Source organism: Neorhizobium sp. T25_13 (assembly GCF_002968675.1).
GTDB lineage: Bacteria > Pseudomonadota > Alphaproteobacteria > Rhizobiales > Rhizobiaceae > Neorhizobium > Neorhizobium tomejilense.
Genome location: NZ_PVBI01000033.1, coordinates 1 through 14,301 on the forward strand (window position 1 = coordinate 1; position 14,301 = coordinate 14,301).

General features: G+C 62.5%; 15 protein-coding genes. 10 read left to right on the forward strand and 5 right to left on the reverse strand.

The features are described from left to right. On the reverse strand, positions 1 to 575 hold a 575-nt coding region (locus tag C5J22_RS30555; protein ID WP_105441338.1), incomplete at its 3' end, for a LysE family translocator. Positions 576 to 752: 177 nt separating this feature from the next. Here C5J22_RS30555 and C5J22_RS30560 point away from each other — a divergent pair. Then, positions 753 to 1,655 (forward strand): DMT family transporter, encoded by a 903-nt coding sequence (locus tag C5J22_RS30560; protein ID WP_105441339.1) that lies wholly within the window; start codon positions 753 to 755, stop codon positions 1,653 to 1,655. 12 nt (positions 1,656 to 1,667) lie between these two features. Here C5J22_RS30560 and C5J22_RS30565 read toward each other — a convergent pair whose 3' ends face one another. Beyond that, on the reverse strand, positions 1,668 to 2,213 hold the full coding sequence (locus tag C5J22_RS30565) for a MarR family winged helix-turn-helix transcriptional regulator (RefSeq protein WP_105441340.1): 546 nt from the start codon (positions 2,211 to 2,213) through the stop codon (positions 1,668 to 1,670). 92 nt (positions 2,214 to 2,305) lie between these two features. Here C5J22_RS30565 and C5J22_RS30570 point away from each other — a divergent pair, with 92 nt between their 5' ends. After that, positions 2,306 to 3,268 carry a DMT family transporter gene (locus C5J22_RS30570; protein WP_105441341.1) on the forward strand — a complete coding sequence of 321 codons (963 nt, stop codon included), beginning with the start codon at positions 2,306 to 2,308 and terminating at the stop codon, positions 3,266 to 3,268. Positions 3,269 to 3,323: 55 nt separating this feature from the next. Here the strand turns inward: C5J22_RS30570 and C5J22_RS30575 are convergent, their stop codons facing one another. Beyond that, positions 3,324 to 3,890, reverse strand: coding sequence for a TetR/AcrR family transcriptional regulator (locus tag C5J22_RS30575; protein ID WP_105441342.1), 567 nt, complete (start codon positions 3,888 to 3,890; stop codon positions 3,324 to 3,326). 96 nt (positions 3,891 to 3,986) lie between these two features. On the opposite strand from C5J22_RS30575, the gene C5J22_RS30580 reads away from it, so the two are divergent. After that, complete coding sequence (locus C5J22_RS30580) at positions 3,987 to 4,913, forward strand: SDR family oxidoreductase (RefSeq protein ID WP_105441343.1); 927 nt, start codon at positions 3,987 to 3,989, stop codon at positions 4,911 to 4,913. Here the strand turns inward: C5J22_RS30580 and C5J22_RS30585 are convergent, their stop codons facing one another. After that, entirely contained in the window at positions 4,914 to 5,555 is a 642-nt protein-coding gene (locus C5J22_RS30585) for a DUF1062 domain-containing protein (protein WP_105441344.1), read from the reverse strand. A gap of 433 nt (positions 5,556 to 5,988) precedes the next feature. Between C5J22_RS30585 and C5J22_RS30590 the strand changes: the two genes are divergently transcribed. From C5J22_RS30590 to C5J22_RS30610, 4 genes are all read left to right on the forward strand, one after another. Next, positions 5,989 to 6,396 (forward strand): cupin domain-containing protein, encoded by a 408-nt coding sequence (locus C5J22_RS30590; protein WP_105441345.1) that lies wholly within the window; start codon positions 5,989 to 5,991, stop codon positions 6,394 to 6,396. 115 nt (positions 6,397 to 6,511) lie between these two features. Then, positions 6,512 to 7,381, forward strand: coding sequence for an aldose 1-epimerase family protein (locus C5J22_RS30595; protein ID WP_105441346.1), 870 nt, complete (start codon positions 6,512 to 6,514; stop codon positions 7,379 to 7,381). A 150-nt stretch (positions 7,382 to 7,531) separates the two neighbouring features. After that, on the forward strand, positions 7,532 to 7,918 hold the full coding sequence (locus tag C5J22_RS30605) for a VOC family protein (protein WP_105441347.1): 387 nt from the start codon (positions 7,532 to 7,534) through the stop codon (positions 7,916 to 7,918). A gap of 54 nt (positions 7,919 to 7,972) precedes the next feature. Continuing rightward, entirely contained in the window at positions 7,973 to 8,707 is a 735-nt protein-coding gene (locus C5J22_RS30610) for a dienelactone hydrolase family protein (protein ID WP_245440619.1), read from the forward strand. A 243-nt stretch (positions 8,708 to 8,950) separates the two neighbouring features. On the opposite strand, the gene msrB is transcribed toward C5J22_RS30610, so the two are convergent. After that, positions 8,951 to 9,361, reverse strand: coding sequence for a peptide-methionine (R)-S-oxide reductase MsrB (gene msrB, locus C5J22_RS30615; protein WP_105432358.1), 411 nt, complete (start codon positions 9,359 to 9,361; stop codon positions 8,951 to 8,953). Positions 9,362 to 9,889: 528 nt separating this feature from the next. Here msrB and C5J22_RS30625 point away from each other — a divergent pair. The 3 genes from C5J22_RS30625 (at position 9,890) to C5J22_RS30640 (ending at position 14,092) form a co-directional block, all read left to right on the forward strand. Beyond that, entirely contained in the window at positions 9,890 to 10,126 is a 237-nt protein-coding gene (locus C5J22_RS30625) for a hypothetical protein (RefSeq protein WP_105441352.1), read from the forward strand. A gap of 492 nt (positions 10,127 to 10,618) precedes the next feature. Then, positions 10,619 to 11,437: a hypothetical protein gene (locus C5J22_RS30630; RefSeq protein ID WP_105441350.1), complete on the forward strand. Its 819-nt coding sequence runs from the start codon at positions 10,619 to 10,621 to the stop codon at positions 11,435 to 11,437. Positions 11,438 to 11,746: 309 nt separating this feature from the next. After that, complete coding sequence (locus tag C5J22_RS30640) at positions 11,747 to 14,092, forward strand: putative monovalent cation/H+ antiporter subunit A (RefSeq protein ID WP_105441351.1); 2,346 nt, start codon at positions 11,747 to 11,749, stop codon at positions 14,090 to 14,092. Positions 14,093 to 14,301 lie beyond the last annotated feature (209 nt).

Sequence of the window (14,301 nt, forward strand, 5' to 3'; positions counted from 1 at the left end):
CTCTGCATCAGCCTCTGCGCTCCGCTCGATCGCTTCAGCCGGGTGATCACCGCGCCGGCCAGCAGCACGCAGACGATATCTGCGGACGAGAACATCAGGTTGACGATCGTGCCGAGGATCACGAACTGCAGCCAGATGGGGAAGGCGGCCGAGGCGTCGATGAACTGCGGCAGGAAGGCGAGGAAGAAGATCGCCGTCTTCGGGTTCAGCACTTCCACCGTGATGCTTTCGAAAAACGCCCGCCGGCCGGATTTCTGGGCGATCTCGGGAAGTTCGAGATCGCCGGCCGCCTTGGCGCGGAACAGCGAGATTCCGAGCCAGACGAGATAAGCGGCGCCGGCCAGCTTCACCGCCAGGTAGAGCATCGGCACCGCGTGGAACAGCACTGAAAGCCCCGCGGCTGCGGCGAACACATGTGCGTAACCGCCGATATGGATGCCGAGCGAGGCCATCAGGCCCGACCACCGCCCGCGCGCCAGCGTCTGGGCAGCGGCATAAAGCATGGCCGGTCCGGGTATGTAGGCGAACACTATGGTGGTGGCGAGGAAGGCGAGAAACAGCTCGGTCGAGGGCATATCGTGTTCCTTGAGTGAGCCCGCATCATTGCAACAGGCGGTGCCCGCCCGCAAGTGCGCTCAGCCGCTGCCGTTCGAGCGGCGACGTATCGGAACACTTCGATCCGCACCGAAGCATCCGCCCGTCGTCCTGACCTAGAACACCCGCATCGAAATGCGAACAGGCCGGGCGAGATCATGCCGAACACACCGAATATGACCAGGGAACTGGCGCTGCTTCTGGCGCTCTCCACGCTCTGGGGCGCTTCCTATACGTTCATCAAGATCGGCGTCGGGACAATCCCTCCGGTGACGCTGATCGCGCTGAGGACGCTGATCGCCGGGGCGGTGTTGCTTGCCGTGATCCGCTGGCGCGGCCTGAAACTGCCGCGCGACGGGGGCACTTGGGCGCGCTTCCTGTTCCAGGCCTGCCTGAACAGCGCCATTCCCTTCACGCTGATCGCCTGGGCGGAACAATCGACCGATGCCGGGCTTGCGGCCATCCTCAATTCCACCACGCCGATTTTCGCCTTCCTGATCACGGCATTGATCACCCGCCACGAGCCGGTGACGGTGCGAAAATTGTTCGGCGTCGGCGCGGGGCTGGTCGGCATCTGCATGGTGATCGGCGTGGAAGCGCTGTCGGGCCTCGGGGAGAGACTGGTGCCGCAGCTGGCGATCGTGCTGGCGACGGTGTGTTATGCCGGCGCGGCGATCTTCGGCAAGAACTTCAAGGGTCTCGACCCGATCATGCCGGCGGCGGGCTCGCTCGTCTGCGGCGCCGCGCTGCTGGTCCCGGCAAGCCTGATCGTCGACAGGCCCTGGACGCTCGAGCCTTCGATGGAATCGATCCTCGCGCTGGTGGCGCTCTCGGTATTTTCGACGGCGCTCGCCTTCGTCATCTATTTCAGGCTGATGCAGACGCTCGGCTCGGTCGGTGCGACGTCGCAGGCCTATCTGCGGGTGCCCGTCGGGGTGGCGATCGGCGTCGTTTTTCTCGGCGAAAGCCTGCATCCGGGCGCATGGGCCGGCCTCGTCTGCGTCGTCGCAGGCGTTGCCGCCATGACTTTGCCGCCACGTCGAAAGCTCGTTTCCGTGTGAGCCCGCCTTGCGTCAGTCCCCCGTCGGTTCTGGCGGTCCCTGTCGTGAAAGATGGGCCTCGACGGCAAGGTTCAGTTCCCGCAGCAGGTCTGCAAGCTGTGCCTTCTTTTCCGGATCGAAGCCCGCGATCGCCGCCGCCTCGCTCGCCATGTCCTGCCGGAACGCGGCCTCCGCTCGGCCGATGCCCTCGTCAGTCAATTGCACGGAAAGGCTGCGGCCGTCGCTGTCGGACGGGACGCGCTTGATCAGGCCGGCCTTTTCCAGCCGGCCCAGACGGTGGGTGAGGCTGCCGGAGGCGATCATCAGCGACCGGTAGAGCTCCGTTGGCGTCAGCCGGTGGGGCGGCCCGGAGCGCAACAGCGTGCCCACGACATCGAATTCCCCGCGATCGAGTTGAAACGATGCGAATGTCGCCTCGATCGACGGCGTGACCAGCCGCGACAGGCGGTAGACGCGGCCGAGAATCTCCATCGGGCCCGTGTCGAGATCCGGCAATTGCTTGGCCCACTGGGCCCGCGCCCGGTCGATGTGATCCTGCGTTTTTTGCGTCTGCGCCATTCCGATTCTCCGTCTCGATAAAACTATCTTGACATAAAGATAAATTGGGAGCAAATATCTTCACCTGAAGATAAATAGGTGAGGAAACGACCATGCCTTCGATCGCCGCAAGGAAGTCCTTTGAAATTCCGCTGATCGTGCAGATGCTTGCCTGTTCCTTCCTGTGGGGAGGCGCTTTCATTCTCCTGAAGCTGGCCGGCATCGCGCTCTCTCCGCTCGCGCTGACGGCGGTGAGGGGGCTGATGGGCGGCAGCCTGATCGCCATCTGGATGATCGTCTCCGGCCACAACATTCTCCCGCGTGGACGCGAAATGCGCGACTGGGTCGTCCTCGGTTTCCTGCAGGGCGTCGTCCCGAACAGCCTGACAGCCTACGCGCTGACGGAAATCTCGGCGGGCCTGACATCGATGATCCAGGCCTCCACGCCGCTCGTCGTCGCGGTTCTGGCGCAGGCGCTGTTTGCCAGCGAGCGGCTGACGCCGAAAGTGGCGCTCGGGCTTGCGACCGGCTTCGGCGGCATGGTCCTGCTGATCGGCCCGGCGGCGCTCGGTGCCGACAACGTCAGCCTTCGCGGCGTCGGCGCCGTGGCCATCGTCGCGGTCAGCTATGCGCTCGGCAATCTTTATGTGCGCGGCATTCCCGGTGCTCAGCCGGTCCGGCTGGCGCTGGGACAGCAGCTGTTTTCCGGCCTGCCGACCTTCGCGGTGATGATCTATCTCGGCGGTCTTTCGGCCTTCTCTCCGGCACTCGACAACCTGCCGCTGCTTCTCGTCCTCGGCGTGTTCGGAACGGCCCTGCCGATCGTTCTCTACATGAACATCCTCAAGAAGGCGGGTCCGACCATCGGTTCGATGAATGGTTATTTCTTGCCGCCCTGGACGATTATCCTCGGTTTTGTCCTGCTGGGTGAACCCGTCAGCCTGAGAGAGATCATCGCCACCGCGATCGTGCTAGGTGGTGTCGCGATCGTGTCGCTGAAGACGGAAATGCTATTGATCGCCTGCCGCAGGCTGGCTGCCATTCTTCGCCCGCAGCGCAGCGGCAGGATCGCCTGAACCGGGGGCCTGAGCCGGACGGTAAACGAAAGGCCCGGAAGATCCCGGGCCTTTTCTATTGTCCGGGCAGCACCGCTGCGACAAACGCTTCCAGGCTCCTGCGCACATGCGCGTCGATCGGCCCTGCGGGATCGAAACCCCACCAGAGAAGGCAGCCCTGCCACTGCGAGGCCATCAGCATGCCGATATTGTCCGGCGCGCCCGGCGTTGCCGCAAAACAGGCGGTGATCGCGGTGGACAGAACCTCGCCCCAGGCAAAGCCCCGGGCGCGCAGGCGAGAATCGCGAAAATCCTCCCGCAGCATCAGCAGGCCTTCGGCATAGGCTTCGATGCCGCCATAGTCTCCGGAAAGCGCAACGAGGAGTTCCACGGCACCTTGAGGCGTCTTCGGCGCGGCGGCGATCGCCGCTTCCGTCTTGGCATCCAGATCGTCCCAGGCAAACAGCAGCGCGGCGCGGGCAAGCTCTTCCTTGTTCCTGAAGCGCTGCACCAGCGTCGAGCCGGAAAGGCCGCAGGCCGTGGCGAGCGAGGCGAAGGTCAGCGCCTCCGGGCCTTTTTCGTGCATCACCTTCAGTGCCGCCGCCAGTACGTCCCTGTCCGGCATGGTTTTCGGTCGCGCCATCTTGCCTCTCGAATTATAAACGAATAAACGTTTATATATTGCCTCGTTTTGAAGCGCCAGTTCTAACCATACGGAACCGGAAGGGAAGGAGCAGTCATGTCGCACGTGTACAAAAAGCCGCTCGAGGGAAAAATCGCGCTGGTGGCAGGCGCCACGCGCGGTGCCGGGCGGGGTATCGCGGTCGAACTCGGGGCGGCCGGCGCAACCGTTTATGTGACGGGCCGGACGACGCGGCAGAAGCAGTCGGAATACCGGCGGCCGGAGACGATCGAGGATACCGCCGAACTGGTGACGCAAGCCGGCGGCACGGGCATCGCGGTGCCGCTTGATCACCTCGTCCCGGAGGATGTCGCAGCGCTCGTCGAGCGCATCCGCCGGGAGCAGGGCCGGCTGGATATCCTCGTCAACGACATCTGGGGCGGTGAACATCTGTTCGAATGGGACAAGCCGGTCTGGGAGCACGACCTCGAAAAGGGCCTGCGCATGCTGCGGCTGGCGATCGATACCCACCTGATCACCGCCCATCATGCGCTGAACCTGATGATCGGGAAGCCGGGCGGCCTGCTGGTCGAGGTCACCGATGGCACGGCGGAATACAATGCCGAGCATTATCGCCTTTCGCCCTTCTACGACCTCGCCAAAACCGCGGTGACGCGCATGGCCTGGGCGCACGGCAAGGATCTCGAAAAGGTCGGCAGCACCTCGGTGTCGATCACGCCCGGCTGGATGCGATCCGAGATGATGCTGGATATCTACCAGGTGACCGAGGAAAACTGGCGGGATGCTCTGGTCGCCCAGCCGCATTTCTGCATTTCCGAAACGCCGCGCTTCATCGGCCGGGCGGTGGCAGCGCTTGCCGCCGATCCGGACCGGGCCCGCTGGAACGGCCAGTCGCGGTCGAGCGGCGGCCTTGCCAAGGTCTACGAGTTCGACGATGTCGACGGCTCGCGGCCGGATTGCTGGCGCTACCTGAAAGAGGTGCAGGAGCCCGGCAAACCGGCCGACGCCAGCGGTTATCGCTGATCAGCCGCCCATCGCCGCTCTCCCGATCGCCGCTTTTCCGACCACTAGCCGCTCGGCCTCGTCGCGCAGGTCGAGCGTGATGAGGGTGCCGTCGCGGATACCGCGTTTCAGCGCGTCCTTCCGCTCCGGCCCGATCCGGATCTCTTGCCTGTCGAAAAGCGCCTGCAGCCGGCTGCGCGACAGCGGCAGTTCCGCCGCCAGCAGCCGGTCGAGCCGTAGGCCGGTCGGGTAGGGCAGGGCGAGCGTGATCGCGATTCGCCGCCAATCCGCATCGTGGCGCAGCACTGCCTTGCGGGTCTCGATGTCGTCGCTTTCCTCGATGCGTCCGGCCTTGGCCTTCAGCGCCTGAGCGTCGAATTCGATGCGGGCCACGAAGTCCGGCGTACTCGCCTGCAGCGCGTCGAGCATGACGGGATCGATCGCCCGGATGCTCTGCCGCTCGAAGATCGGCCGGTTCCAGGTGCCGTCGCAGGCGATGCATCTGTAGATGAGCCAGGCATCGAGCCGCTTGCCATTGGCGTTGAGGCGGATGCGGCCGCTGGAGCGGAACGGTCTCGATAGCCCGCAGCCGCTGCAGGCAAGGATCGGCCGAGGTGGAGTTTTAGGGGTTGCAGTCCATTCGAGATGGAGGATGTCGCACATGCCGTTTTGATCTTCCGGTCAGGAAGTTCATGCGGGAAACGGCACTCAAGAAGCCCTCTCAGGGCGCGCACGGTGTGGCGAAGGTCCGGACTGTGGGGAGATAAGCGTCGGAGGTCTTAGTCGGACGGTTCAGGGCAGCACGAGGCCGCACTGGCACGATCAATGCCAAACCGGTCTCAAGCCGCCACCCCGATGAACAGTGTTCCCACGCGGGCAAGCGTCATCGCTCTTCCACACATGGGAGGGTGAACCTGTCGAGACCGGGGATTACTTAGGCAAACTGAACCTCAAAGGCCGACGCTCTTCGACTGAAAGGCATAAACGTGCGAAAACCGAAGTCAAGGATTTTTGGATGCCGCGCCGCGCCCGTTGTGACCTATATGCCGTCCTGACCTATATGAAGTGTAACCAGTCGTTCAGCGAGGATCGAACCATGGACATCAAGCGCAGCGGATCGCAGCCTTCGAAGGCCCCGCCACAATATTTCACCGGCACCGTCCGGCTGGATCCGATCGTCGAGGCGCCGGAGCCGGCCCGGGTCCGCGCCCTTTCGGTCACCTTCGAACCGGGCGCGCGCACCGACTGGCACACCCACCCGCTCGGCCAGACGCTGCTCGTCACGGCCGGCGCTGGCCTCGCCCAGGTCTGGGGCGAGCCGGTCCGGGCCATCCGGCCCGGCGACGTGATCTGGTTCCCGCCCGGCGAAAAACACTGGCACGGAGCATCCCCGATCACCGCCATGACCCATATCGCCATCCAGGAAGCGCTGAACGGCAGCACGGCGGAATGGCTGGGCGCGGTGACGGACGATCAATATGCAGGCGAGGTCGCGAAAGACTGAGCAGAGCTGGCTCGCCGCCGTTTGACGCTCGAAAGACCCCGCGCGTCATTGAACGGAAACGTCTGGCGCGCAAAGATGAGGCCATGATTCCGAACCGGAACCAGAAGGAGCCGCCATGTCAGACGTCACCCGCATCTCCAACCAATACCTGACCGTCGACATCTCGTCGCTCGGCTCCGAGATGCAGGCGCTGACAGCCGCCGATGGCCGCTCGTTTCTCTGGAATGGCGATGCCGCCTTCTGGAACGGCCGGTCGCCGGTTCTCTTCCCGATGGTCGGCAAGGCGCCGGAAAACCGGATCAGCGTCGAGGGCAAGCCTTACGAGATGGGCCAGCACGGTTTTGCCCGCCGCAGCGAATTTACGCTCGCCTCGTCGAGCGGGTCCATGTGCCGCTACGAACTCGCCGCATCCGACGCGACACGCGCCGTCTATCCGTTCGAATTCCTGCTGGCGGTCGAGCATTCGCTGGATGGCCGGACGCTGACGGTCGCGGCCGAAGTCGAGAACCGCGACCAAAAACCGATGCCCTTCGGCCTTGGGTTCCACCCGGCCTTTGCCTGGCCGATTCCCGGAGCGGCGGACAAGGCCCACACAATCACCCTCGACAACGGCGCCGAACCGGCTTTGACGCGGCTGGAGGGCGGATTGGTCAGCCCGGAAAAGCTGCCGTCGCCCTTCAAGGCCGGCAGCCTGACGCTCGACCATGCGATGTTCGAGGCGGATGCGATGATCTTTCCGGAAGGGGCGGGCGAGGGGCTGACCTATGCCGCCGAGGGCGGTCCCGCGCTTAAATTTTCCTTCGAGAACCTGCCGAACCTGGCGCTCTGGCAAAAACCCGGCGCCCCCTTCATCTGCATCGAGCCCTGGCACGGCACCGCCGCCGAACTCGGCGGCTCGGACGACCTGGCGAAACGTCCCTACGGCGTGGCCCTTGCTGCGGGGCAAAAGGCCCGCTTTGCGTTCACGGTGGAACTGCCGGTGTAACGTACAGGGTATCCCGGCTTTCCGCGGCCCCGCATTCGGTTTATGACTACTGCCGGCATTCCTGGGTGCAGCTGCCGCCCGGGATCATCGTCTACGACAAGGACCCGACCTGATGTCAGGCGGTCCCGCGAGAGCTGATTGGGGGAGACCATGGCCGCGTCGCTTCGCATAAACCACCTGTCCATCATGGTCCGCGACCTCACCCGCAGCGCCGATTTCTACCAGCGGGTCCTGCGCCTGCCGGAAATCGAGTGCAAGGCCCGCAAGCCCAACATCCGCTGGTTCGGCATCGGCGACAGCCAGTCGATCCACCTGATCGAAGGCGATTTCGGCCAAACCTACGTCACCATGTCGACCCATCTCTGCATCGCCGTGACCGACCTCGACGCCACGGTCGCCCACATCGCCGCAACCGGCACGAAATACGGCGATCTGGCCAGAAACGAAGGCCGGATCTACACCCGTGCCGACGGCGTCCGGTCCGTCTACCTGCAGGACCCGGACGGCTACTGGCTCGAGATCAGCGACGATTATTGAGACGGCGGAGCCAAAGAGCCGTAATACAGGTTCATGCGTCTATTCAGCAGCACCATGTCCGCTCTCATCGTCGCTCTGTTTGCAGCAGGCGCCAATGCCCAATTGTCTCGGCATCAATTCACCGTGCCGACGCCTGAGGGCGGAGTTCCGGTTGAGAGTTTCGGGAACTGCGTGAACGTCACATGTCCGGCAGTCCTGATCTTGAGCGGCAGCAAGGGCTTTGGAGCACCCGTCTATGGCGAGATTGGGCAGACGTTCCAAGCGGCAGGCTTGAAAGCCTATCTCGTTCACGCTCTGTCGGCGGCCGACGTTGACACTATCGCCAAGGCAGGCAGCGCAAGCGCGCGGGTAGCCTATTATGCACGGCGATTGCCGGATTGGGTTTCGGCTGTTCAAGGTGTGGCCTCCTACCTTAAGGCTCAACCGCGCCACGGGGGTAAGGTTGGCGTTCTTGGCATCTCCCTTGGTGCGCAGATCGCTTCGGCGGCCTCGGTCGGGCGATCCGACATCGCTGCTGTGGTGCTGGTCGATGGCGGTTTTCCGAACGGCTATTCGCAACCTGTCCATTCATTGCCGCCCCTAATGCTGATTTGGGGAGGCGCTGATCAGACTTTTCCCGTATCGACCGGTCGCGAATTGCAGAGGACGGCGCAAAAACTGGGAGGGCCCGTTACTCTCGATCTATATGAAGGCGGGGCACACGACTTTTTCTTGAGATCGGGAACCCGGAACGCCGGCGCAGCTCATCAAAGCGCGGCCGATTTTCTGGCATCGCATTTGTCGCGATAATCCCAGAGGCCATCGACCAAGACGCCGGTGAACCGAACCGGATTTTCCGGCCCGAGATAACCATTCACTGCTTCCGGCAGAAGCCGGAGCGGTTGTCCGCACAAGTTTGGCAATAGGATTCAGGGCGCTGAAAGAATCGCGCAGGGTGCTGTCGCAAAAGTCGCTCGCAAAATTCAAAATCATGCGACCGACAGTCTGCGACAGGAATATTCCACATTTTCTGCCCGGAGGTGGTAGCGCCTTTTACTTCATCGCCTCGAAATCCATCGCGTGGCCGTTGATGCAGTAGCGCAGGCCGGTCGGCGGGGGGCCGTCGGGGAAGACGTGGCCGAGATGGCCGCCGCAATTGCTGCAGCGGACTTCGGTGCGCACCATGCCGTGCGACACGTCGCGGATTTCGGTGATCGCCTCCGGATTCACCGCCTCGAAATAGCTCGGCCAGCCGCAGCCGGAATCGAACTTGGTATCGGAGACGAACAGCGGCTCGTGGCAGGCGGCGCAGCTGTAGAGACCCTTTTCATGGCTGTTCCAGAAGGGCCCGGTAAAGGCGCGTTCGGTGCCGGCCTGCCGCAGGATGCGGTACTGCTCGGGCGTCAAGATCTCGCGCCATTCCGCATCGGTCTTCTGGATTTTCGGGGTGATGACATCGGACATCGCAAGGTTCCTTTCGTTTCCCCATAGATAGGCATCGAGGCGGCGAAGGAAAAGTCCGCGATTGGAGAGCGGATGCCGGCATGGCTGTTTCGGGGCCGGTTGCGGACGTCGTAACCCAATCAAAAGACATGCAGCGCAATGATAGGCGCGTTGCGCTGGTCCCAATGGGGTACGATGAGCGAGTTGGTAGATTTCCTTGGGAATTTAATTAGCGGGATTTTTTCTGGGGCACCAGCGAAGTCGCGGTGGCTCCGCTGGGTGGAGCGGGCCTTTGCCGTCGCAGTGATAGCATTGGTCGCTCTGGTCCTTTACCGGATCTACGCGGAGCTATGACCGCAATTGGCCCATTGTTGCCCTAGCACCTGGACCGCAATGCTGGTTTCCGCTGGCCTGCTTCGGGTTCACATCGTCGAAAGCGGACGCGATGTTCCAATCTATCGCCGCACATTGACGAGCGGATTTTTCACCACAATAAGGTCAAGCCGAAAAAAACATGATAAGCGCCAGCCAAACAACAACAGGAGTGAAATAGTGAGCGAACCGACCGTAGCAGATGCAACAGGCCGCATTTATGAATCGCTCCAGGCGAACAACGCCGACATCGACGTGCATATCGCGGCTCTCAAGGCGGCGATGGCCCGAGCGGGTTTGAAAGAGGCCGTATTCGACCCGGCCAAGCTCGTGCAGAACAACCGTTCTGGCAGGAAGCTGATGCAGGCCTATTTTCGGCAGCGCGGCGTGACGGTGAAATTCTCGGCTGAATGATACCAGACAGTGCAGTATGACGGATGGCCGGATCACACGAATGAGGCCCGATACCAAGCTCGGCCCCTCGGCCCCCTCAAGAAGCCGCATCCGTTCCGGGGGGACGCCTGCGCTGGTAAGCTGTCGAAATCGGCACTCATCCAAGCTGTGCAGCCGCGCGCGATCTGACCTCCCAGTCACAATGGCAGACATTATCTCGGCGCGGTATTCACCGCCGTTGTCGCTGCGTGAACAGATTGGCTTGAATTAACGGAATAGTACGTTTATTTATTTGGGCAGGGAGGAGAAGTGCGAGCTTCTCAAAGCAATGCCTGGATACACGGATCGGCAGACTCGCCGAGCGCTGAGGTGTGTCTTGTTCTCTTCTCGAAAGCACCAATAGGAGGAGGAGCCTATGCTTTCAGCAATCGCGTCCAGAGGTGAGGCGCGCTTCGGTGGCAACCAATATGAGCAAGCAGTTTCAGCCGCGTTATCGGACAGGGAGATCAGATAATGAAACGCCTAAAGAATTCCGCAAAAGCCGCCTTATTGGTAGTGTCCGCTCTTCTGTGGGCAAGCTCGCCAAGTTTCGCACAGTTAAAACCCGCAGTTCAGACCACGGGAAAAGAGCGTCCCGAATCCATCATCTATATCGGCAATAGTTTCTTCTACTTCAACAACGGGATAAGCGGGTTTATCTCCAGAATCCTCGCAGCGGCTGACCCTGAATACAAGCTACGCTCGGCTCAGGTGACAATAAGCGGCTCTGGTTTCGATTGGCACGATGTCGGCTCGTACTTCCGGCCCAACGCGGTGGGACGTTACACGATCGACAGCAAAAACGTCGTCACTTTCAACAATCCGGAGCGCCTGTTCGACCTGGCGATCATGATGGATTGCAGCCAGTGCCCGGTTCATCCGCAGTTGAAGGACATTTTCTACGAATATGCGAAAAAGCACTCCGAGACTGTAAGGAAGAACGGCGCAGAGCCAGTATTCTTCATGTCATGGGCTTATCTCGACAAACCGGAGATGACCGAACAACTAGCCGAAGCCTACACCCGCATCGGAAATGAAAACAAAGCTCTTGTTATTCCTGCAGGATTGGCATTTGCCAGATCGGTCAAAGAGCGCCCTGATATCAGTCTGTACACGGCCGACAAGCGGCATCCGACGGCAGCGGGGTCGTATCTGGCTGCTTTGACGACCTACGCGGCAATCTTCAAGAAAAATCCGGTGGGACTCAGTTACACAGCTGGTTTCGATGAAGAGGTGGCGAAATTCTTGCAAACCACCGCATGGGAGACGGTAAATGACTACCTGGCCCCTTGATCGCGGGGATCATGCAGTCTCTTGAGTGGTGTGTACCAAGATCAAGTCGGGGGCCAAGCTCATTTGCTGGCCCCCAGTTTGTTTCTGACCAAAAGTCGACCATCGGTGATGGCACTGCATGAGGCCATCGCCGCCAATGGCGCGAAGGCGCGCCCTTAAGCGCTGATCGCCCTCGCCATCAAATTCCCGAAAACGCGCGTTTCTGTGTGTTTCGTCCGGTTCCGCTTGAGGCGGGGCCAGGTTTCCCATAGAAAATCACCTGCCTCCGAACGGTCGGGCGGTGTGGGGCTTCTGAAGCGTGGAGATGACATGGCTGCCAATGCGCCGGCGTTGACGTTCTTCGCACTCTTCCTTCCCTTCCTCGCTTCCGTTCTGGCGCCCGTCCTCACCCGTCTTCTGGGCGACAGGGCCGCCTTCGTCCTGGCGCTGGCTCCGGCACTCGCGTTTGCGCATTTCTGCACCTTCCTGCCCGAAATCGCCGCCGGCGAGGTGGTGACCGGGGGCTATGCCTGGGCGCCGAGCTTCAACCTCTCCTTCTCCTGGTTCCTCGATGGCCTGTCGCTCACCTTCGCGCTTCTCATCACCGGCATCGGCACCCTGATCGTCGTTTATTCCGGCGGCTACATGAAGGGTCATGAGGGGCAGGGGCGCTTCATGGCCTTCATCCTCGCCTTCATGGGCGCCATGCTCGGCCTCGTCGTCTCCGACAGTTTTCTGATGCTGTTCGTCTATTGGGAACTGACCTCGATCACCTCCTTCCTGCTGATCGGCTTCGATCACGAGCGGGAGGCGGCGCGGCGTGCAGCACTTCAGGCGCTGGTGGTGACCGGCGGCGGTGGGCTCTGCCTGCTCGCCGGCCTGGTCTTCCTCTGGAACATCACCGGCGTCACCCAGCTTTCACTGCTCGTGCATCTCGGCGACGGGCTGCGCCAGAGCCCGTTCTATCTCGCAACCCTGCTGCTGGTGCTTGCCGGTGCCTTCACCAAGTCGGCACAGTTTCCGTTCCATTTCTGGCTGCCGAACGCCATGGAAGCGCCGACGCCTGTCTCGGCCTACCTGCATTCGGCGACCATGGTGAAAGCCGGCGTCTACCTGCTGATGCGGCTGAACCCGGTCATGGGGGATACGCCCGCCTGGGTGATCCTGCTGCCCTTCTTCGGCGGTATCACGCTGATTGCCGGCACCTTCCTCGCCGTCCGCCAGACGGACCTGAAGCTGATGCTCGCCTATACGACGATGGCCTCGCTCGGTCTGCTCACCATGCTGACCGGCTTCGGCTCGGCCCATGCGGTCGAGGCGGCGGTGCTTTATCTCGTCGCACATTCGCTGTTCAAGGGCGCGCTGTTCATGGTCGCCGGCACGGTGGATCATGAGGCTGGCACCCGCGACGTCACCAAGCTCGGCGGCCTGCGCGCCGCCATGCCGGTCACCTTCGGCGCGGCGCTTTTGGCGGCGCTCTCGATGGGCGGCCTGCCGCTGTTCTTCGGTTTCCTCGCAAAGGAGGAGATCTATGCGGCACTCGCCGCCGGCAATCCGCGCGCCGTGTTTTTCACCGGCCTCGCCGTCATCGGCAATGCGCTGATGTTCGCGATTGCCTTCGCCGTGGCGCTGAAACCCTTCCTCGGTCCCCATGTCGAGACGCCGAAACATGCCCATGAAGGACCAATGACGCTCTGGCTGGGCCCGGTGGTTCTCTCCGTGCTCGGCTTGGCGGCCGCAGTCTTTTCCGGCGTGGCGCATCGTTACATCTCCTCGCCGATGGCAAGCGCGATCACCGACGAAAAGATCGTCATCGACATTTCGACCGTGCCGCATCTCGGCGTGCCACTGCTTTTGTCGGCGATCACCGTATTGCTCGGCGCGCTCGCCTTCTGGCGGCTGACGAACCTTCGGGCCTTCATGGTGCGGGCGGTGGAAAGCCTCGGTCCCGGCCCGGATCGCGGCTTCGATCATGTCGTCTCCGGTCTGGTGCGGTTTTCGGGCGCCGTTACCCGTCTCGTCCAGCCGGGTCGGCTTGAGATCTACATCACCGCCACCTTCATCCTGCTGGCCGTGACGCTGCTCGTCCCGCCCTTCCTGTTCGGCGAACTGCCGGCAATGCCCGCCTGGCCGGAGCAATTGCTGGTCCAGGAAGCGGCGTTTTTTGCAATCGCGGTGATCGGCCTCATCGCCGTGCTGCGCGCAAAGGATCGGCTGACGGCGATCGTCTCGCTCGGCATCCAGGGTTTTGCCGTCGCGGTCATCTTCCTGCTGTTCGGCGCACCGGACCTGTCGTTCACCCAGTTCATGGTCGAGACGCTGTCGGTCGTCATCCTGGCGCTGGTGATGACGCGGCTACGGCTCACGCCCCGCGATCATCGGCCCCTGGGACAGTTGCTCTTCGACGGCATGGTCGCGGTCGCCTGCGGCCTCGGCTTCACGATGCTGCTTTTGAAGTCGACGCAGGCGCCGTTCGACACCGTGCTTACCGATTTCTTCAACACCTATTCCAAGACCGTCGCCCACGGCGCCAACGTCGTCAACGTCATCATCGTCGACTTCCGCGGCACGGATACGCTGGGCGAGATCGCGGTGGTGATGGTGACCGCGCTCGCGGTGCTGGCGCTGATCCGGGTGAGGGCGGGCAAACGCGCCGGATCGGGGGAGGGGCGATGAGGATGATCTCCGCGGCTTACCCCCCTCTAGTGCAGGATTGTCGCATATGGGATGTGAGTCGCTGCGACACCCCTAACCCTCCCCCTTGTGGGGAGGGTGGCCGGCAGGCGGGAGGGGTTTTATGCGGAGCGAAGCCCCCTCCCCAACCCCTCCCCACAAGAGGGAGGGGCTTCACTCGACGGTCCCGTGGGGGCGTCCCTCGTGCGTGC